This window comes from Xylophilus sp. (genome assembly GCA_009914555.1).
Classification (GTDB): Bacteria; Pseudomonadota; Gammaproteobacteria; order Burkholderiales; family Burkholderiaceae_C; genus WNDY01.
In genome coordinates this window covers 1-19403 of the sequence record WNDY01000012.1, presented here as the reverse complement: position 1 = coordinate 19403, position 19403 = coordinate 1, and the positions used below count along the sequence as shown (strand labels likewise).

At 71.5% G+C, this 19403-nt stretch carries 20 protein-coding genes and 1 pseudogene; 14 read left to right on the top strand and 7 right to left on the bottom strand.

The window, feature by feature from the left end; all coding sequences use genetic code 11:
* Positions 1-9: 9 nt before the first annotated feature.
* From GAK38_RS08145 to GAK38_RS08130, 4 genes and pseudogenes are all read right to left on the bottom strand, one after another.
* Positions 10-642 (bottom strand): annotated as a pseudogene (locus GAK38_RS08145) (ABC transporter substrate-binding protein); the annotation flags it as partial.
* Between the two features lie 12 nt (positions 643-654).
* Positions 655-1098, bottom strand: a complete 444-nt coding sequence (locus GAK38_RS08140) for a hypothetical protein (RefSeq protein ID WP_325343077.1) — start codon at positions 1096-1098, stop codon at positions 655-657.
* A gap of 60 nt (positions 1099-1158) precedes the next feature.
* On the bottom strand, positions 1159-1890 hold the full coding sequence (locus GAK38_RS08135) for an ABC transporter ATP-binding protein (RefSeq protein ID WP_325343075.1): 732 nt from the start codon (positions 1888-1890) through the stop codon (positions 1159-1161).
* Positions 1890-2663 (bottom strand): ABC transporter permease subunit, encoded by a 774-nt coding sequence (locus GAK38_RS08130; protein WP_325343073.1) that lies wholly within the window; start codon positions 2661-2663, stop codon positions 1890-1892. Before GAK38_RS08130 ends, GAK38_RS08135 begins: the two co-directional genes overlap by 1 nt.
* Before the next feature lie 126 nt (positions 2664-2789).
* Here GAK38_RS08130 and GAK38_RS08125 point away from each other — a divergent pair, with 126 nt between their 5' ends.
* The 5 genes from GAK38_RS08125 to GAK38_RS08105 all read left to right on the top strand — a co-directional run bounded on the left by GAK38_RS08125 (position 2790) and on the right by GAK38_RS08105 (position 7874).
* On the top strand, positions 2790-3431 hold the full coding sequence (locus tag GAK38_RS08125) for an XRE family transcriptional regulator (RefSeq protein ID WP_325343071.1): 642 nt from the start codon (positions 2790-2792) through the stop codon (positions 3429-3431).
* An 82-nt stretch (positions 3432-3513) separates the two neighbouring features.
* On the top strand, positions 3514-5151 hold the full coding sequence (locus tag GAK38_RS08120; RefSeq protein ID WP_325343069.1) for a peptide chain release factor 3: 1638 nt from the start codon (positions 3514-3516) through the stop codon (positions 5149-5151).
* Positions 5152-5155: 4 nt separating this feature from the next.
* The gene (locus tag GAK38_RS08115; RefSeq protein WP_325343067.1) at positions 5156-5962 is read left to right on the top strand and encodes an HAD-IIB family hydrolase; all 807 of its coding nucleotides are present in this window, start codon (positions 5156-5158) and stop codon (positions 5960-5962) included.
* A gap of 60 nt (positions 5963-6022) precedes the next feature.
* Positions 6023-6652 (top strand): TetR/AcrR family transcriptional regulator, encoded by a 630-nt coding sequence (locus GAK38_RS08110; RefSeq protein WP_325343065.1) that lies wholly within the window; start codon positions 6023-6025, stop codon positions 6650-6652.
* Between the two features lie 58 nt (positions 6653-6710).
* Positions 6711-7874: an MFS transporter gene (locus GAK38_RS08105; protein WP_325343063.1), complete on the top strand. Its 1164-nt coding sequence runs from the start codon at positions 6711-6713 to the stop codon at positions 7872-7874.
* On the opposite strand, the gene GAK38_RS08100 is transcribed toward GAK38_RS08105, so the two are convergent.
* From GAK38_RS08100 to GAK38_RS08090, 3 genes are all read right to left on the bottom strand, one after another.
* Complete coding sequence (locus GAK38_RS08100; protein ID WP_325343061.1) at positions 7787-8932, bottom strand: mechanosensitive ion channel family protein; 1146 nt, start codon at positions 8930-8932, stop codon at positions 7787-7789. The genes GAK38_RS08105 and GAK38_RS08100 overlap by 88 nt on opposite strands.
* Before the next feature lie 62 nt (positions 8933-8994).
* Positions 8995-10077 (bottom strand): ATP-binding protein, encoded by a 1083-nt coding sequence (locus tag GAK38_RS08095; protein WP_443089177.1) that lies wholly within the window; start codon positions 10075-10077, stop codon positions 8995-8997.
* A 155-nt stretch (positions 10078-10232) separates the two neighbouring features.
* Positions 10233-10961 carry a response regulator gene (locus tag GAK38_RS08090; RefSeq protein ID WP_325343059.1) on the bottom strand — a complete coding sequence of 243 codons (729 nt, stop codon included), beginning with the start codon at positions 10959-10961 and terminating at the stop codon, positions 10233-10235.
* A 173-nt stretch (positions 10962-11134) separates the two neighbouring features.
* Between GAK38_RS08090 and GAK38_RS08085 the strand changes: the two genes are divergently transcribed.
* The 9 genes from GAK38_RS08085 to GAK38_RS08045 are packed head-to-tail and all read left to right on the top strand — an operon-like array spanning position 11135 to position 19190.
* On the top strand, positions 11135-12565 hold the full coding sequence (locus GAK38_RS08085; RefSeq protein ID WP_325343057.1) for a TolC family protein: 1431 nt from the start codon (positions 11135-11137) through the stop codon (positions 12563-12565).
* The gene (locus GAK38_RS08080) at positions 12562-13707 is read left to right on the top strand and encodes an FtsX-like permease family protein (protein ID WP_325343055.1); all 1146 of its coding nucleotides are present in this window, start codon (positions 12562-12564) and stop codon (positions 13705-13707) included. The genes GAK38_RS08085 and GAK38_RS08080 overlap by 4 nt, the downstream gene beginning before the upstream one ends.
* A 14-nt stretch (positions 13708-13721) precedes the next feature.
* Positions 13722-14507 carry an ABC transporter ATP-binding protein gene (locus GAK38_RS08075; protein WP_325343053.1) on the top strand — a complete coding sequence of 262 codons (786 nt, stop codon included), beginning with the start codon at positions 13722-13724 and terminating at the stop codon, positions 14505-14507.
* Positions 14508-14551: 44 nt separating this feature from the next.
* Positions 14552-15466, top strand: coding sequence for an efflux RND transporter periplasmic adaptor subunit (locus GAK38_RS08070; protein WP_325343051.1), 915 nt, complete (start codon positions 14552-14554; stop codon positions 15464-15466).
* Complete coding sequence (locus GAK38_RS08065; protein WP_325343049.1) at positions 15459-16199, top strand: MtnX-like HAD-IB family phosphatase; 741 nt, start codon at positions 15459-15461, stop codon at positions 16197-16199. Before GAK38_RS08070 ends, GAK38_RS08065 begins: the two co-directional genes overlap by 8 nt.
* A 29-nt stretch (positions 16200-16228) precedes the next feature.
* Entirely contained in the window at positions 16229-17113 is an 885-nt protein-coding gene (locus tag GAK38_RS08060) for an alpha/beta hydrolase (protein WP_325343048.1), read from the top strand.
* 4 nt (positions 17114-17117) lie between these two features.
* Positions 17118-17504 (top strand): EamA family transporter, encoded by a 387-nt coding sequence (locus GAK38_RS08055; RefSeq protein ID WP_325343046.1) that lies wholly within the window; start codon positions 17118-17120, stop codon positions 17502-17504.
* A complete protein-coding gene (locus tag GAK38_RS08050) occupies positions 17501-17968 on the top strand; it encodes a DMT family transporter (protein WP_325343044.1) in 468 nt (155 codons plus the stop codon). The genes GAK38_RS08055 and GAK38_RS08050 overlap by 4 nt, the downstream gene beginning before the upstream one ends.
* A complete protein-coding gene (locus tag GAK38_RS08045; RefSeq protein WP_325343042.1) occupies positions 17952-19190 on the top strand; it encodes a DegT/DnrJ/EryC1/StrS family aminotransferase in 1239 nt (412 codons plus the stop codon). Before GAK38_RS08050 ends, GAK38_RS08045 begins: the two co-directional genes overlap by 17 nt.
* The last annotated feature ends 213 nt before the right edge of the window (positions 19191-19403 follow it).

Genomic DNA, 19403 nt, shown 5'->3' with positions numbered 1-19403 from the left:
TGGCTCCGTTCAGGGGCGTGCCTTCAGCTCGGCCGCCAGTACACCGCGGATACCGTCGACGCGACTGTTGCCAAGCCAATCCGCGACCCCGACCTTCTGCGGATAGATGCCGAGCGCATGGAAGCTGTCCGCCAGCTTCTGCACGTTCTGCCGGGTCGTGGCATCCACCAGATCAAGCTTCTCGGCGCCCGAATACGAGGTCCGGTGCGCCTTGACGATGTCGAGGTAGACCTGGCGCTCCAGCGGGTCGGAGCCGACACCGCCGAGCTCGGCGAACTTCTGCACTGCCTCGTCGGGCCGCGCCTCAATGTACCGTGCTGCGTCCCGCACCAGCCGCGCCAGAGCCGCTGCCGCCTGTGGATAGTCCTTGGCAAACTTCTCGCCCGCGACAAAGAACGCGTAATCGTACGTCCTGACGTCGGGCAGCGCGCGTGCTTTGTGGCGACGCTTGGCGAGCTCGATCATTGGCTGCCAGCTGATCCAGGCATCCACGCGCCGGTTGGCAAAGGCGGCTTCCGCATCAGGCGCTGTCAAGTTGACGTAATCAATGTCTTTGAGCGTGAGTCCGGCGGTCTCCAGGTATCGGACTAGGCTGTAGGTGCTGGTCGTACCGCGGTGGTCCGCGACCTTCCTGCCCTTGAGGTCCGCAGCCGATCAGATGGGAGAATCCGCAGACACCAGGATGTCGACTTCGTCCTGCGGCATGGCATACGAGACCAATGGCACCAGCGGCACGTTGGCACCGATCGCATAAATCAGCGCGGTGGAGGTGAGGAAGGAGAAGTCGATGGCTCCTGCCCGGATCGCCTCCACAACGGGCAGCGAAGCCTGGAAGCCAGGCTTCCAGTCAATCTTTGCACCGTGGAGGCGGCCAGCCACGTCGATGTTGCCGAGGCCGTAGCGGACCACAGTCGCCGGCTCGGTCTTGCCTTCTCCGATCTGCGACCAATGGATGACCTTCGGAAATGCCGGGCCTGCCTGAGCCCGAGCTGCGCCCGCAGGAACACCCAGCGCCAGCGCGGCGGCCAGGCTGCCGCCCGAAAACAGGAGCCGCCGCCGCGTCGGCACAGGGTAAGAAGGAGCCGATGTATCGGACATGTTTGCTTTCTCGTAGAAGTGGAGGTTGGAAAACGACGGAACCAGTCACCTGCCGAGCCGTCATTCGGAATGAACGGAAACCAGCTTATCGAGCAACTGCTCCTTGAGCATCGCCAGCCCCTGGTCGCTGCGGTGGCGGGGGCGCGGCTGCGCGATGGCGATGTCGCGGGCAATCCCGCCACGGCCCAGCAGAATCACCCGGTCCGACAGCACCAGCGCCTCTTCGACATCGTGCGTGACCAGGAGCACGGTACGTGGCGACTCTCGCCACAGCCGCTCCAGCAGTTGCTGCGCGGTCACGCGGGTCAACGCATCGAGCGCACCGAAAGGTTCGTCGAGCAGAAGCCAGTCCGGTTGGTGGATGAGCGCCCGGGCTAGCGCGACGCGCTGCTTCTGCCCCCCCGAGAGCTGCGCTGGCCACAGGCCCTCCAGCCCCTGCAGTCCCACCTGTGCGAGCAGGCGGCGCGCATCCGCCAGCCGGTCGGTCGGCAGGCCGAGCAGCACATTGCGCTCGGCCGTCCACCAGGGCAGGAGGCGATCTTCCTGGAACATCACACGCACTGCAGCCTTGCCGCCAGCGCCATCATCCAGCGGGCGCACCGTTCCGGCGTCGGCGGCCTCCAGGCCGGCGACAAGGCGCAGCAGTGTGCTCTTGCCCGCGCCGCTGGTTCCGAGCACCGAGACGAACTGTCCGGGTTCGATCCTCAAGTCCAGACCATCGAAAATCCTGCGTGGCCCGTAGCCGTGGCGCAGCCCGTTCACCTGGATGCCGATCGGAAAGTCACCGGCCATCACGACCTCTGCGTCTGGTAACCGGCATGCCAGCGAAGTGCTCGGTGCTCGATCGTCCGCGTGATCTGGTCGGCCAGCAGGCCGGCCAGCGCATAGACGAGGATCGCAACGATGATCTGGTCGTTGCGTAGCATTTCCCGTGCGTTCTGAGCGATGTAGCCCACGCCATCCTTGGCATTGATGGTTTCGGCGATCACGAGGGTGAGCCAGGCGACGCCCAGCGCATACCGGATGCCTGTCAGGATCGATGGCATGGCGCCCATCAGGATAATGTCGCGCACCAATGCCAGCCGGCCGAGCCCGTAGGACATGCCCAGCTGGATCAAGCGGCCATCCACGTTCCGGATGCCGTTGACCGTGTTGAGATAGACCGGGAACAGCGTGCCCAGCGCCACGAGGATTATCTTGGGCTCCTCGCCGATGCCAAACCACGCGATCATCAACGGAACGAGCGCCAAGTGGGGAATGACGCGCACCATCTGCAGGCTGCGGTCGATCAGCCCTTCCGCCGTGCGCGACATGCCAACCAGAAAGCCCAGCACAAGCCCGCTAGCAGCACCGAGGGCGAAGCCGATCCCGATGCGCCGCAGGCTCACGAGGATGCCGCCCGGCAGATCGCCGCTGCGGCTCAGATCCCACGCCGCCTTCAGGACTTGGCTAGGCGGCGGCAACGTCGCAGAAGACAGCGGAGAAAAGACCGGCAGCACCTGCCATGCAGCAAGCAGAAGCACCGGGATGACCCACGGCAAAAAAACGGACACCGTCTTACGCATCACTTAATGCGGATGCTCACCAACGAGACCGCCAAATTTGCATATCAATACATCGTTTTTACTATTGATTCTCCATAGCGCAAACTTCAAAATTCCTATTTGCATATAGCGAATGAAAAACATCAAATGACTTCTAGCGACGGAGACTTTCGACAACGGTTGCTTCAGATCTGCCAAGCCGCAGGCAGTGCCAGCCAATTGGCCCGGCGCGCAGGAATCTCGGCCAGTGGGTTGAGCCGCTATCTGGCCGGCGGCGAGCCCACACGCACGGTGCTGGTACGCCTGGCCCAGGCTGCGGACGTGCGCGTGGAATGGCTGGCCAGCGGCACCGGGCCCATGCACGGGAGCGCCGCCGAGGAGCCTCTTGTCGCCGGCACGCTCACGCTGCTACCGCTGATCGATGCCACTGCGCCGCCGGCTGCCGCGCCCACCGCCGACCTGACGACGCATGCGTTCTGCCGCATCTGGCTGGCCAACCGTGGTCTGGACGACAAGCACTTGGCAGCGAGCAGGGTTGATGGCGACAGCATGGCACCGGCGCTGGAGGACGGTGACGTCGTTCTGATCGATACATCGGCCCGCGCTATCTCTGACGGAAAGATCCATGCCATCCGCGACACGGGCCGCATCATGCTGCGCCGCCTGCGGCTCGAACTTGACGGCAGTGTGCGCATTTCGCCGGACAACTGCGCGCACCGGGAGTTCGTGCGGCCCGTGGATAGCCTCAATGTGTTGGGGCGGCTGGTCTGGCGCGGCACCCTGCTGTAGCCGCTCTGAAGCAGCGACAATAATAGGTTGCGTTGCCGATCCTTCCCGACGCGCGGCGCCTTCTCCTGCCCCCGACCCACCCGTGACCTCCGCCTCCCCCTTCCTCGACGAAACCCGCCGCCGCCGCACCTTCGGCATCATTTCCCACCCCGACGCGGGCAAGACCACGCTGACCGAGAAACTGCTGCTGTTCTCGGGCGCGATCCAGATCGCCGGCGCGGTCAAGGGCCGCAAGGCGAGCCGCCATGCCACGTCGGACTGGATGGAGATCGAGAAGCAGCGCGGCATATCGGTGGCGTCGTCGGTGATGCAGATGGCCTACCGCGAGCACGTGGTCAACCTGCTCGACACGCCGGGCCACAAGGACTTCTCCGAGGACACCTACCGCGTCCTGACGGCCGTCGACTCGGCCCTGATGGTGATCGACGCGGCCAACGGCGTGGAGGCGCAGACGCGCCGCCTGATCGAGGTCTGCCGCCAGCGCGACACGCCGATCATCACCTTCGTCAACAAGATGGACCGCGAGGTACGCGAGCCGCTGGACATCCTCGACGAGGTGGAGCGCGAGCTCGGCATGCCCTGCGTGCCGATGACCTGGCCCGTGGGCCAGGGCAAGAGCTTCGGCGGCATCATCAACCTGCGCACGCGGGCGATGACGGTGTTCGAGTCCGGCAGCGAGCGCCGCCCGCAGGACTTCGAAACCATCCCGCTGAGCGATGTCGACACGCTGCGCGCGCGCTTCGGCAGCGAGTTCGACGCCGCCATCGACAGCATGGAGCTGGCCGTGGGCGCCTCCCCCACCTGGGACCACGAGGCCTTCCTGGCCGGCAAGCAGACGCCAGTGTTCTTCGGCTCAGGCGTGAACAACTTCGGCGTGATGGAAGTGCTCGATGCGCTGGTGGACCTGGCGCCCTCGCCGCGGCCGCGCACCAGCCATCTCGTCGTCAACCGCCAGCCGGTCGAGAAGGTGATCCAGCCCGAGGACAGCGGCTTCGCCGGCGTGGTCTTCAAGGTGCAGGCCAACATGGACGCCAACCACCGCGACCGCATCGCCTTCGTGCGCGTGGCCTCGGGCCGCTACACGCCGGGCATGAAGCTCAAGGTGCAGCGCACCGCCAAGGAGCTGCGGCCGACCTCGGTCGTCACCTTCATGAGCCAGCGCCGCGAGGCGGTCGCAGAGGCCTACGCGGGCGACATCATCGGCTTCACCACGCACGGCGGCGTGCAGCTCGGCGACACGATCACCGACGGCGCCAGCCTGCAGTTCACCGGCCTGCCGTTCTTCGCGCCCGAACTGTTCATGACCGTGGTGCTGAAGAACCCGCTGCGCACCCAGCAGCTCCAGCAGGGCCTGGCCCAGCTCGGCGAGGAAGGCGCGATCCAGGTCTTCAAGCCCGACGCCGGCGGCGCGATGCTGCTGGGCGCCGTGGGCCAGCTGCAGTTCGAGGTGGTGCAGCACCGCCTGAAGACCGAGTACGACGCCGACATCCGGCTCGAAGGCTGCCAGTACACCGGCGCGCGCTGGATCACCGCCGACAGCCCGGCCGACCTGCGCGCCTTCACCGACGCCTACCCGCTGCGCATGGCGCACGACGCGGCCGACACGCTGGCCTACCTGTGCACCAGCCCGTACGACGTGCGGCTGGCGCAGGAGCGGTTTCCGAAGATCCACTTCCATCCGCTGCGCGAGCACGCCGGGTTGTCGCTCCAGCAGGGTTGACGAAATGGATACTCCCGCCCTGATGCTGCCATTGCTGGCATGGGCCGTACATGATAGAGCCAACCTGGCCGGAGTATTTACCGACATCGACGACACGCTGACCGACCACGGTGCCATCGGCCCCGCAGCCACGCGGGCGATCGCCGATCTCGCCGCGGCCGGCCTGCACGTGGTGCCGGTCACCGGCCGGCCGATCGGCTGGAGCGAACCGTTCGCGCGCGACCTGGTGGTCGAGGCCATCGTGGCCGAGAACGGCGGCGCGGCCTGGGTGCGCACGGCCGCAGGCGGCATCGAGAAGGTCTACCCCGACGACGCGCCCACGCGCCGCGACCGTTACGCGCGGCTGCAGGCCGCCGCGCAGCGCGTGCTGCGCGAGGTGCCGGGTGCGACGCTGGCGCGCGACAGCACCGGACGCGAGACCGACATCGCGATCGACCACAGCGAGTTCGCCCACCTGCCGCAGCAGGCGATCGACACGGTGGTCGCGGTGCTGCGCGACGAGGGGCTGCATGCCACGGTGAGCAGCATCCACATCAACGGCTGGCTCGGCGCTCATGACAAGTTCAGCGGCGCCTGCTGGATCGCGCGCCGGCTCTGGGGCATCGACCTCGCCGCGCAGCTCGACCGCTGGGCCTACGTCGGCGACTCGACCAACGACCAGGCGATGTTCGCGCGCTTTGCCCACAGCATCGGCGTGGCCAACATCGCGCGCTTCGTGCCGCGCATGGCGCAGCTGCCGCGCTACGTGGCAGATGCCGAGCGCGGCGCGGGCTTCGCCGAGGTGGCCGCGGCAATCCTCGCCGCACGCTGACCCGCCGGGGCCTCACTATTTTGGAAATGCATATTTCCAAATAGTTCCTACAATGGCCGCATGCCGCGCCCCACGCATGCCACCGACGTCTCCGTTCCCGCGCGAGGCCGCGGGAGGCCGCGCGAGTTCGACATCGACGCGGCGCTCGACCGGGCCATCCGCGTGTACTGCGAGCGTGGCTACCACGCCACCTCCATCGACGACCTGAGCGACGCCACGGCACTGACGTCCGGCAGCCTCTACAAGGCGTTCGGGGACAAGCGCGGCATCTTTCTCGCCGCCTTCGACCGCTACAAGGCGCTGGGCGACGCCGCGCTGCACGCGGCGCTCGCCCGCGGCGCCAACGGCCGCGAGCGGCTGCGCATCGCGGTCGCCTACTACGCCGACGGTTCCCACGGCGCGGCCGGGCGCCGCGGCTGTCTCGTGGTCAACGGCGCGGCGGAACTGGCCACGCTCGATGCCGAGGCCGCCCGCCGCGTCACCGCGGCGCTGGAGCGCCGCCAGGCCCTGCTGGGCGACCTCGTCCGCGAGGGCCAGGCCGACGGCTCGATCGCCTCCACGCTCGACGCAGACACGGCCGCGCGGCTGCTCCTGTGCCTGCTGCAAGGCATGCGCGTGGTCGGCAGGACGGGCCGCAGCCGGCGCGAGATGCAGGCCGTAGCCGATGCCGCGATGAAGCTGCTCGACTGAACCCGCTCCCCTTCCTTTTTTTCCGAAATTTGGACATGAACGTTTCCATATTCCGACCATGACCGCGTCCAACCCTTCCACCACCCCGCCCTCGCCGCGGCTAATCCTGCTGCTGGCGGCGGCCTGCGGCCTGACCGTGGCCAACATTTACTATGCGCAGCCGCTGGCTGGCCCCATCGGCGCGGCCCTGGGCCTGCCGGACACGGCGACGGGGCTGATCGTGACGCTCACGCAACTCGGCTACGGTCTGGGGCTGCTGCTGGCCGTGCCGCTCGGCGACCGGGTCGAGAACCGGCGGCTCACGCTGGCGCTGCTGGCGCTGGCCGCCACCGCGCTGGCGCTGGCGGGCGCGGCCGGCCAGGCGCCGGTCTTTCTGGCCGCATCGCTGGGCATCGGCCTGGGCTCGGTCGCCGCGCAGGTGCTGCTGCCCTATGCCGCCCACCTCGCGCCGCCGCAGATGCGCGGGCGGGCGGTGGGCAGCGTGATGAGCGGGCTGATGCTCGGCGTGATGCTGGCGCGGCCGCTGGCCAGCCTGCTCGCGCAGGCCGGTTCGTGGCGGCTGGTGTTCGGCCTGTCGGCCGCGGCGATGCTGCTGCTGGCGGCGGTGCTCTCCCGCGCGCTACCCGAGCGCCGGCCCGCGGCGCAACTGCGCTACGGCGCGCTGCTGCTGTCGATGGCCGCGCTGTGGCGCCACACGCCGATGCTGCGCCGCCGCGCGCTCTACCACGCCGGCATGTTCGCGGCGTTCAGCCTGTTCTGGACGACCGCGCCGCTGCTGCTCGCCGGGCCGGCGTTCGGCCTGTCGCAGGGCGGCCTCGCCCTGTTCGGCCTGGCCGGCGCGGCCGGGCCGGTCGCCGGGTGCGTGGCCGACCGGGGCTGGACCCGGCCTGCGACGGCGCTGGCGATGCTCGCGGCTGCGGCCGCCTTCGCACCCGGCCTGCTGCCGGGCGCACCGGCGCTGCCGCTACTGGTGGCTGCGGCGCTGCTGCTGGACTTCGCCGTGGCGTTCAACGTCACGCTGGGCCTGCGCGCGATCTTCGTGCTGGGCGCCGAGCACCGCAGCCGCCTCAACGGGCTGTACCTCACGACCTTCTTCCTTGGCGGCGCGCTCGGCTCGGCGCTGGGCGGCTGGGCCTATGCGCGCGGCGGCTGGCCCTGGGCTGCGGGGCTGGGCTGCGCGCTGCCGCTGCTGGCGCTGGCGTACTGGGCTACGGAGGGCTGAGGCCCGCCCTCGCCGTCGAAGCGCATGAAGCGCACCTGGGGCAGGTGCTGCGGGTATTCGCGCTGGATGAAGTCGATGAGCCCTTCGCGCACCTTGCAGCGCAGGTCGAACGCCAGCCCCGACGACTGCGCCGTGACCAGCACGCGCAGCTGCATCGTGCGCTCGGTCGCATCGGTCACCTGCAGCAGCACGACGCGGCCGTCCCATTCGGGAAAGGTCGGCACGATGCGCTCCAGCTCGGCGCGCAGCGGCGCCAGGGGCAGGCCGAAGTCGACGTTGAGGAACACGCTGCCGAGCAGGTCCGAACTCGTGCGCGTCCAGTTCTGGAACGGGTTCTCGATGAACCACTGCAGCGGGATGATCAGCCGCCGGTCGTCCCAGATGCGCAGCACCACGTAGGTGCCGGTGATCTCCTCGACGCGGCCCCATTCGCCCTGCACGATCAGCACGTCGTCGATGCGGATCGGCTGGGCCAGCGCGATCTGCAGGCCGGCGATCAGGTTGCTGAACACCGGCCGCGCCGCGATGCCGGCGACCAGCCCGACCACGCCGGCCGAGGCCAGCAGGCTCGCGCCCACCTGCCGCGCGCCGGGGAAGGTCATGAGCATGAACGACACGCCTGCGACCAGCACAACGAACTGCGCGGTGCGCGACAGCACCCGGGCCTGGGTCTGGATGCGGCGCGCATGCAGGTTGTCCTGCACGTTGGCCGGGTTGCGCGCGACCACGCCGTCGGCGATGCCGGCCAGCGCGCGCAGCGCCAGCGCGGTGAAGGCGCCGATCAGCAGCAGCCCGGTGAGATGGCGCACGTTGCCGATGAAGCGCAGCCCCTCGGGCGCGCCCTGCCAGACCAGCTGCAGCGCCACCAGCGGCAGCACCCACTGCGCCGGCTGCGCGATGGCCCCCACCACCGCCTGGCCCATGCGCGTGTGCTGTGTCATGCGCCCCAGCAGCAGCCGGCCCACGCGGTAGGCGACCTGCGAGGCCGCCAGCGCGAGCGCGGCGGCCGCGAGAATGCCGCTCCAGGAGTGGGTGAGCAGCGCTTCGACCGAATCCAATGCATCGTCCTTTCAACCGTGCCGCGGCAGCGCCCCGATGGTGCAGCGCAGCAACGGCGATGCTAGCGGACGCGCGGGAAGGTGACGGTGAAGCGGGCGCCGCCGCGTTCGGACGCACCCGCCTCGATCGTGCCGCCCTGGCGCACGGTGAGCGCATGCACGATCGACAGACCCAGGCCCGAGCCTTCGCTGCGCTGGCCCGGTGCATGCTGGAAGCGCTCGAACGGCCGCGCCCGCATGCGCTGCGGCAGCCCGGGGCCGGCATCGCTCACCGTGAGCACCGCGCTGCGGCCCTGCACCGCCACGCCCACGCCAAGCCAGCCGCCGGCACCCGCATGGCGCAGCGCGTTCTCGATCAGGTTGACGACGATCTGGCGCATGCGGTCGGGGTCGGCCTCGATCGTGGCGGCGCCGTCGCGGTCGGGTGCCTGCAGCTCCAGCGCCATGCCGTGGTCGGCCAGGCGCGCGGCGTGGCTGGCGGCCACCTCGCGCACCAGCGCGGCCAGGTCGACATGGTCGTGGCGCAGCGAGAGCTGCCCGGCGTCGGCCATCGACAGCGTGTGCAGGTCGCCGACCAGCCGGCCGAGGTATTCGACCTGGTCGAGCAGCGTGCGGAACTCGGCCGCGTCGGCCTCGATCACGCCGTCGACGATCGCATGCAGCCGCGCGCGCAGCACGGCCAGCGGCGTGCGCAGCTCGTGCGAGATCGAGGCGGCCGTGGCCCGGCGCTCGCGCTCGGAGGCTTCGAGCGCGTCGGTCATCTCGTTGAAGTGGCGCACCATCTCGCCCATCTCGCCGCCGTAGCGCCCGGCCTGGGCGCGCACGCTGAAGTCGCCGGTGGCCACGCGCGTGGCCGCCTCGGCCACCGAGGCCACCGGCAGCGTCACCAGCCGCGACACCCAGAAGCCCACGGCCAGACCGAACGGCAGGCAGACCACGAGGCCGACGACCAGCGACCACTTCTCGCCGAACAGCAGGTCGCCGCGCCAGTACTGGCCGTAGATCTGCATGGCGCGCGGGCTGTCCTCCAGGTCGCGGTCCTCCAGATCGTCCAGCTCCACCTGCACCGCCTGCGGCAGCGTGCGGTAGAAGTCGCGGTACTGCCATTCGGAGAACACCGCGACGCTGACCGCCAGCAGCGCCATCGTGGCCAGCACCGTGGCCGCCACACTGAGGCCGAAGCGCACCCAGATCTTGTCGAGCACATGCTTCAGCAATCACATACCCCCAGGGATATGATCCCATAGCGTTTGACATTCGCCCGCTTCAACGGCATATCCCTGGCAGTATGCATGCCATCTCATTCCGGCCACAACCGGTAGCCGATGCCGCGCACCGTCTCGATCAGCTCGCCCTGGCCGGCCTGCTGGAGCTTGCGGCGCAGCTTGGAGAGGTGGGAGTCGATCACCCGGTCGAGCGCGTCGCTCTCGGGCAGGCAGTGCTCGATGAGGTAGCTGCGCGAGAAGCAGCGCCGCGGCTGCGCAGCCAGGCAGGCCAGCAGGCGGAATTCGGTCAGCGTGAGCGGCAGCGCCGTGCTGTTGCCGGCCTCGTCGTAGGCCAGGACGGCATGCGCTTCCTGGTCGATCTCCAGCCGGCCCACGCGGATCGGCGCGGCCGGCCGCGCGGCCGCCGGCGCCTGGGTGCGGCGCAGCACGGCGCGCACCCGGGCCACCACCTCGGCCGGGCTGAACGGCTTGACCACGTAGTCGTCGGCGCCCAGGCGCAGGCCTAGCAGCTTGTCCACGTCGTCGGCCAGCGCGGTGACCATGATGACCGGCGTCTGGCCGTCGTTGCGGATCTCGCGCAGCACGTCCACGCCGTCCATGCCGGGCAGGTGGATGTCGAGCAGCACGATGTGGGGCCGCAGCCGGCGGAACAGCCGCAGCGCCTCCAGCCCGTCGGCGGCCTGCTGGCTGCGCAGGCCGTCGCGCTGGAGGTAGGCCGTCAGGATGCTGGCGATGCCGGGCTCATCCTCGACCACGAGGACCAGGGCCCCGGTCGGCGCGCTGGAAGGGCTGTTGGAGGGCATGGGCAGGTGCGAAGCGGGTGGCCGAAGGATTATCCCCAAGGCACAGATCAGCCTTCGGTCTCCACGCGATCTCCATGAACCATGCACCACCACGCAAGCCCGGCGGTGCCCAATTGCAACCTGCTGTCACTGTCTCCTCCCTGTCGCCTGCGCCCCTGCCCCCTGCCCTCCGCGTGATCCGCTCCGTCCCGCCCACCCGCTCCTGCGCCGCCGCCGTGCTCGCCGTCCTGCTGGCGGCCGGCTGCACCGCGCCCGTGCCGGCCCCGCTGCCGGCCGACGCCGCGCCGGCCGCCTGGTCGCAGCCCGCGCCGGCCGGCAGCGCCGCGGCGCCCGTGCTGCGCGCCTGGTGGAAGCAGTTCGGCGACCCGGCGCTCGACGCGCTGGTCGACGAAGCCCTGGCCCGCAACCTCGACCTGGCCCAGGCCGCCGGCCGGCTGCGCCAGGCGCGGCTGCAGGCCGGCCGGGCCGACGCGCAGTTCCGCCCGGCCTTCAGCGCCGGCGCCCGCACGGTGCAGGACGTGGCGGCCATCGATAACTACTTCCAGGCCAGCATCGACATGGCCTGGGAGTTCGGCCTGTTCGGCGCGGCCGACGCCGCCCGCCGCGCCGGCGCCGCCGGCATCCAGGACGCCGCGGCCGAGCTGCAGGCCGTCCGCGTGGCCGTGGTGGCCGACGTGGCGCGGCACTGGCTGGACCTGCGCACCGCCCGCGCCCAGCAGGCGCTGGCGGGCCGCATCGCCGCCCTCGACGACCGCGCCGCGGCACTGGCCGAGGTGCGGCTGCGCACCCACCTGGGCACCAGCGACGAGCTGGCCCAGGCCCGCGCGCGCGCCGCCCAGTCGCATGCCCAGGAAGCGCTGCCGCGCGAGGCCGCCACCCGCGCCGCGCTGGTCCTGGCCGTGCTGCTGGGCCGGCCAGCGCCCGACGCCGCCTGGACCCAGGGCCCGGTCCAGCCCGCCCCGGTGCTCGCCGCTTTCACCGTCGATGCGCTGCCGGGCGACCTGGTGCGCACCCGTCCCGACATCCGGCGCGCCGAAGCCGACGTGGAACGCGCCGCCGCCGCTTTGGGCATCTCGCGCTCGGAGCTGTACCCGCGCCTCGCGCTCTCGGGCCGCCTGCTCTATTCGTACAACCTCACGCAGAACCGCCGCAACAGCACCGAGAACCAGCCCGCGCTCGGCCCGGTGATCGACATCCCGCTGTTCGACTGGGGCCGCCGCCGCGCCCAGGCCGACGCCGACGCGATCGGGCTGGACAACGCCACCCTGGCCTGGCGCCGCGCGGTGCAGGACGGCGTGGCCGAGGCCGACGGCGCCCTCGCCGCGCTGGCCCGCCAGGGCGAGCGCGCCGCCGCGCTCGACCAGGCCCGCGCCCTGCTCGCCGCCCAGGCCGGCACCCAGGCCCGCCGCGCAACGCTCGGCCTCGCGAGCGAATACGACGGCCTGCCGCTGCGCCGCGACCTGCTCCAGGCCGAGGCCGACCTGGCCACCGCGCGGGCCGCACGGTCGCTGGCCTTCATCGCGCTCTACAAGGCGCTCGGCGGCGCACCGCTGCCGGCCGGGGAAGACACCCCCGTCGCCAGCGCCGAAGGAGCCGCACGATGATCGCCCTGGCCCGCAAGACGCTGGTCCACGAATGGCGGCGCTTCGTGCCCGCCGTCGTGGCCGTGGGCTTCTCGGGCCTGCTCCTGGCGGTGCAGGCCGCGCTGGTGCTGGGCATCTTCGGCAGCGCTGCGGTCTACGTGACCGCCTCGTCGGCCGACCTCTGGGCCGGCTACCCCGGCACCCAGAGCGTGAACTTCGGCCGCGCCATCGGCCCCGACGTCGAGATGCGCCTGCGCATGGACGCCGACGTGACCGCCGTCGAGCCCTACGTCTGGATCGACGGCGACTGGCGCACCGGCAGCGCCGATGCGGCCGCGGCCGGCGGCGTCTCGGTCTACCTCTCGGGCATCCGCACCGGCGGCGACGCGCTGCTGTTCTCGCAGGTGCTCGCGCCCTGGCAGCGCGCCCTGCTGCGCGCCCCCGGCGCGGTGATCGTGGACCGGGCCGACCTGACCACGCTCGGCGCGGCCGAGGGCTCCACCGCCTTCATCAACGGCCACCGCGTGCGCGTGGCCGCCGTGGTCGACGGCCTGCGCGGCCTGGGCGGCGCCAACGTGCTGGCCTCGCTGGACACGGCGCGCGACATCGGCGGCCCGGACGCCCCGGCCGGCGCCACCTACTATGTCGCCCGCCTGCGTCCCGGCGCCGACGCCGGGGCCGCCGCCGCGCGGCTGGCGCCGGCCGGCCGCAGTTTCGGCGCCTACGCCGTGTGGACGGCGCACGACTTCGCGCGCCGCTCGCAGCTGCACTGGATGCTCGACACCGGCGCCGGCGCGGCCGTGCTGTTCATGGCGGTGATCGTCTGCATCGTGGGCGCCGTGGTCACCAGCCAGTCGCTGGCCGCCGTGGCGGCCGGATCGGCGCGCGAATATGCGATGCTCAATGCGCTCGGCGCCAGCCGCGCCGCGCTGGGCCGCGTGGTGCTGGGCCAGTCGTTCTGGATCGGCGGCCTGGGCCTGGCGCTGGCGCTGGCGGCCAGCAGCGCGCTGCTGTCGGCCGCCTCGGCCTACAGCGTGCCGGTGGCCATGAACTGGCCCGTGGCGCTGGCCTGCGCGGTCCTGGTCGGCGCGCTGGCGCTGCTGTCGGGGCTGGCGGCCATGCGCGGCCTGCTGCGGGCCGATCCTGCGCTGCTGCTGCGCTGAAGGACGACATCGCCATGCCGCATCCCACCACCGCATCGCCGCGCACCGCAGCCTCCCACAGCACGCCGCCGAGCCTGGAGGCCGTCGACCTGCACCAGTCCTTCGTGACCGGCGTGGTGCGCATGCACGTGCTGCAGGGGCTCACGCTCGCGATCCAGCCCGGCGAGCTGACGCTGATCTCCGGCCCCTCGGGCTGCGGCAAGAGCACGCTGCTGTCGCTGCTGTCGGGCCTGCAGCGGCCCGAATCCGGCCGGGTGCGCGCGCTGGGCCAGGAGATCGGCACGCTGGGCTCCCGCGCGCTGGAGCGCTTCCGCCTGCACCACACCGGCTTCGTGTTCCAGGGCTTCAACCTGTTCCCGGCGCTGACCGCGCTGGAGCAGGTGCAGCTGCCGCTGGGCTACCTGGGCATCGACGACCGCGCCAGCGCCCGCCGCGCGCTCGCCGCGCTGGAGGAAGTGGGCATGGCCCACCGCGCCGCGCTGCGCCCGGCCCAGCTCTCCGGCGGCGAGAAGCAGCGCGTGGCCATCGCCCGCGCGCTGGCCAAGGAGCCGCAGCTGCTGTTCGCCGACGAACCCACCAGCGCGCTCGATGCCGAGAACGGCCAGCGCGTCATCGACATCCTGCACCGCATCGCCCGCGGCCACGGCACCACGGTGCTGTGCGTCAGCCACGACCCGCGGCTGGTACGCCATGCCGACCGCGTGCTCGGCATGGAAGACGGCGCGATCCGCAGCGACTGGCGCCCTGCAACAGGCACGCCAGCTCCCGCGGCGCAGATACCCCACCCTGTAGAACCATGATGCGCGCATTGCATGCCCAGTATGGGCATATACCCCTCCCTGCGATGGCAGCCGTGCTGGCGGCGGCGCTGGGGTTGGCCGGCTGCTCCGACGGCCGCCACACGCCGCTGCCCGCGGCCGTGGCCGCCCTCGCCGACCCGGCCAGCCGCGAGGTCGCCGTGGCCCGCGGCACGGTCGAGGTGCAGGGCGGCCTGGTCGCCCTCTCGCCCGCGGCCGAAGGCACGGTCGAACAGGTGGCCGTGCGGGAGGGCGATACGGTGCGCCGCGGCCAGCTGCTGCTGCGCCTGTCGTCCGCCGGGCCCCAGGCCGACGTGGCCGTGGCCGAGGCCGAATCCCGCCTCGCCGCCGCCCGCCGCCAGGCCCGCGCCCAGCGCCTGCCCGCGCTCCAGGCGGCGGCCGCGCGGCTGCGCGAGGCCGCCGCTGCCGGCGCGGCCGACGCCCAGCGCAGCGATGAATCCGCCCAGGCGCTGCGCGATGCCCAGTCCGAACTCGCCGTCGCCGATGCCGAAGCCGCCGTGGCCCGCAGCACGCTGGCCCAGGCCCGCGCGCAGCTCGCCCGCTTTGCGCTGCACGCGCCCGAGGACGGCACCGTCGTGCGCGTGCAGGCCCAGCCCGGCACACACACCACGCCCACCGGCGGCACGGCAGCGCTGGTGCTGCTGCCGAAGCGGCCGCTGGTGGTGCGCGCCGAACTCAACGAAACCTATGCCGACGCGGTGCGCCCCGGCATGCGCGCCACCGTCGTGCCCGACGGCGACGCGCCCGCGGGCGCCGCGCTGCCCACGGCCCGCGTGGTGCGCATCAGCCCGCTGTACGGCGCCGCCCGCCTGCTGGACGACGCCCAGCGCGGCCCGCAGCGTGTGATTGAGTGCGTCCTCGAATTCGACCCATCCCAGGGCAGGAACGCCCTGACGGCCCGCCCGGGCCAGAACGTGAGAGTGAGTTTTCTTCATGACTGATACCACCATCGCCATCCACCTGCCCGGCCAGGTCATCCCGATCGCGGCACAGCCCGCGCAGCCCCTGGGCTGGTCGGTGCAATGCGACTTCGACGGCACCATCAGCATCGACGACGTGACCGACACGCTGCTCCAGCGCTTCGGCAAGCCCGGCTGGCAGGCGCTCGAAGACGCCTGGGAGCGCGGCGAAATCGGCTCGCGCGAATGCATGAAGGGCCAGGTCGCGCTGCTCGACATGTCCGACGCCGAGCTGCGCGCGCACCTCGACATGCTTCCGATCGACCCGCACTTCCCGGCCTTCGCCGCCGCTGCAGCGCGCTGGGGCATGCCGCTGTCGGTGGTGAGCGACGGCATCGACTTCGCCATCCGCCACGTGCTCGCGCGCCACGGCCTGGGCCACCTGCCGGTCATCGCCAACCGCCTGGTGCAGACCGGCGGGCGCAGTTGGCGGCTCGACTCGCCCTGGGCCAGCAGCGCCTGCGTGCGCGCCAGCGGCAACTGCAAGTGCGAGCGCCTGGGCGAACAGCGCAACGCCCACGGCCCGGTGGTGTTCGTGGGCGACAGCACCTCCGACTTCTGCGTGAGCGGCAAGGCCGACTTCGTGCTCGCCAAGTACCGCCTGATCGACTACTGCCGCGCCAACGGCATCGTCCACGCGCCGTTCGTGAACTTCGCCGACGCGCTGCCGCTGCTGGCCGAAGCGACCGGGCACGCGCTGGCGGTGGCGGCATGATGGCCGCCAGCTCCCATTCGTTGGTGTGCGTGACAGCCAACGAATTCTTCCTCGAAGGCGAAGGCGAGGCCGGCCGCACCGGCGTGCTGCTGGTCCACGGGCTGACCGGCACGCCCAACGAGATGCGCACGCTCGGCCGCGGCCTCCATCGCGCCGGCTTCACCGTCTATGCGGTCGAGCTCGCCGGCCACTGCGGCACCGAGGACGACCTGGTCGCCACCCGCTGGCAGGACTGGTACGCCAGCGTCGAGGCCGGCGCGCTGCGCCTGGCCGCACGGGTCGACCGCGTGCTGGTGGCGGGCCTGTCGATGGGCGCGCTGCTGGCCCTGCGGCTGGCCGCGCGGCAGCCCGAACGCATCGCCGGCGTGGCCGCGCTCGCGCCGATCTTCCGCCACGACGGCTGGAGCATGCCGGCCTATACCCGGCTGTCGTTCCTGCTGCGCGCCTTCAAGGCCCTGCGCATCGGCCGCCGCGGCTGCTTCACTGAACAGCCGCCCTACGGCATCAAGGACGAGGCCCTGCGCGCGCGCATCGTCGCGCAGATGAACTCGGGTGACAGCACCGCCGCCGGCCTGCCGGGCAACCCGTGGTGGGCCGTGGCCGAGATGCACAAGCTGGCCGCCGACGTGCTGCACCACGAACTGCGCCGCATCCAGCAGCCCTGCCTGGTCATCCACGCGGCCGAGGACGACGTGGCGAAGCTCAGCAACGCGCAGGACATCGTGCGCCGCGTGCCGCAGGCCGAACTGGTCGTGCTGCACGACAGCTACCACCTGATCGTGATCGACCGCGAGCGCCGCACCGTCATCGCCCGCACCGCGGACTTCGTCGGCCGCGTGGCCGGCATCGCGCCGCGGCGCGCGGCGCCGGCCGCCGCGCAGTCGGTGCAGCGCGCCCTGGCGCACAGCGCGTAACCCCATGCCCGCAGCCGATACGGCGGCGGCGCTGTCGCCGCTGGTCATCACCCTCTGGGTGCTCAACGTGCTGGTCGACAGCGGCGGCCAGCTGGCCTTCAAGGCCGCCGCCGCCGACCCGCGCGCCGGCGACGGCCTGGCCCGCTGGATCTGGATGGCGCGCCGGCCGTGGCTGTGGATCGGCATCGTCTGCTACGTGGCCGAGTTCCTGCTCTGGCTGGCCTTCCTGTCGCTCGTGCCGCTGTCCGAGGGCGTGCTGCTCGGCTCCATCAACATCGTGGCCATCATGGTCGCGGGCCGGCTGCTGTTCGACGAGAAGCTCTCGCGCATGCGCGTGGCCGGCATCCTGCTGGTGTCGCTCGGTGTGGCGGTCGTGGGACTCAAGGCATGAAGCGCTTCTACCTCATCGGCTTTCTCGTGCTGATGGCCTTCGATACCCTGGCCCAGGTCAGCTTCAAGATCGCGGGCGAGCAGGCGCTGCCGCTGGAGCTGTCGCCGGCCTGGATCGCACGCGTGTTCGGCCGGCCCTGGATCTACGGCGCCTTTGTCGGCTACGTCGGCGCCTTCTTCACCTGGATGACGCTGCTGCGCCGCGCGCCGATCGGCCCGGCCTTCGCCGCATCGCACCTGGAGATCATCTCGGTGCTGGCCGTGTCGGTCCTCGTCTTCGGCGAGACCATCGGCTGGCCCCAGGTCGCCGGCGGCCTGCTCATCGTGGCCGGCATCGCCTGCCTGGCCATCAGCGAGACCGGCGACGACGCGCAAGCCTCGGCCGACGCCACGGGCCACGCGGGTACCGGCGCAGCGGCACACACGGCCGCGCTCGCCCAGCTCCACGATGGCCAGCGCGGCTGACATCACCGTCCCGCCCACCGCTGGCCTGCCGCCGCGCGCCGGCGACCTGTGGGCCTGGCGCGACGCCGACCTGGGCGCCGCGCTCGCGCGCTTCCTCGGCACCGACGCGGCCGAGATCGCCTGCTCCGGCACGGCGGCCTTCGTCGCCGCGCTGACCGCGCTGCGCCGGCTGGCGCCCGGCCGCGACACCGTCGTGGTGCCGGCCTACACCTGCCCGCTGGTCGCGCTCGCCGTCGCCCACTGCGGCCTGCAACTGCGCTGCTGCGACCTGCGGCCCTCGTCGCTCGACCTCGATCCGCAGGCCCTCGCCGCGCTGTGCGGCGACCGCACGCTGGCCATCGTGCCCACGCACCTGGGCGGCCGCGTGGTGGACCTGGCGCCCGCGCTGGCCATCGCCCGCGCGTGCGGCGCCTTCGTCATCGAGGACGCGGCCCAGGCCCTCGGCGCGCGCGCGGCCGATGGCCGCAGCGTCGGCCTGGCCGGCGACATCGGTTTCTTCAGCCTGGCGGTCGGAAAGGGCCTCACGCTGTTCGAAGGAGGCGTGCTGGTAGCCCGCGATGCGAAGCTGCAAGCCGCCTGCCGCAGCGCACTCGCCGACGTTACTCACGGGGGTACCTTCTCCAGGTGCCTGATGGACGCCCGGCGCAGCGTGGAACTCCTGGGGTATCACGCGCTGTACCGTCCGTCCGCGCTGAGCTGGGCCTACCGCCGCCCGCTGCGCAGCGCACTCGCGCACGGCGACTGGACCGCAGCGGCCGGCGACGACTTCGACCCCGCCATTCCCCTGCACCGCGTCGGCCGCTGGCGCCGCGCGGTCGGCGTACAGGCGCTGCGCCGACTGCCGGCCTTCCTGGCCGAAGCGCAGGCGCGGGCCCACCGCCGCACCGCGCAGTTGGCCGGGCTGCCCGGCTTGCGCACGGTCCTGCACGACAGCCCCGCCGGCGCACGGGGCACCTGGCCCGTGCTGCTGGTGCTGCTCGACGGCGCCGCGCGCCGCGACGGCCTGCTGCGCGATCACTGGGGCGACGGCAACGGCCTGTCCGTGCCTTTCGTCCGCGCCCTGCCCGACTATGCCCGCTACCGCGCCTGCGTGCCGCCGGCGGCCAGTGAGGAACTGCCACACGCCCGCGACCTGGCCGCCCGGCTGCTGGCCATCAGCAACAGCCCCTGGCTCGACGACGAGCGCTTCGCGCGCCTCTGTGCGCTGCTGCGCCACGGCTAGCTGTCGCATCCCGGATGATTGCATAAGCGAGAATCGCTATCCACTCTTCATGGCCCGAGCGGTGATGCGAGGATTGATGATCTTGCCCCCGTTTCACGGACACCCCTATAAGCGATTAACTATCGCAATAGGAGGTGGACGATGACCAAGAGCAAGGCAGGCAGAAAGGGGCAGGAGTTCAGCCTGGAGTTCAGGCAGCAGGCACTGTTGCGA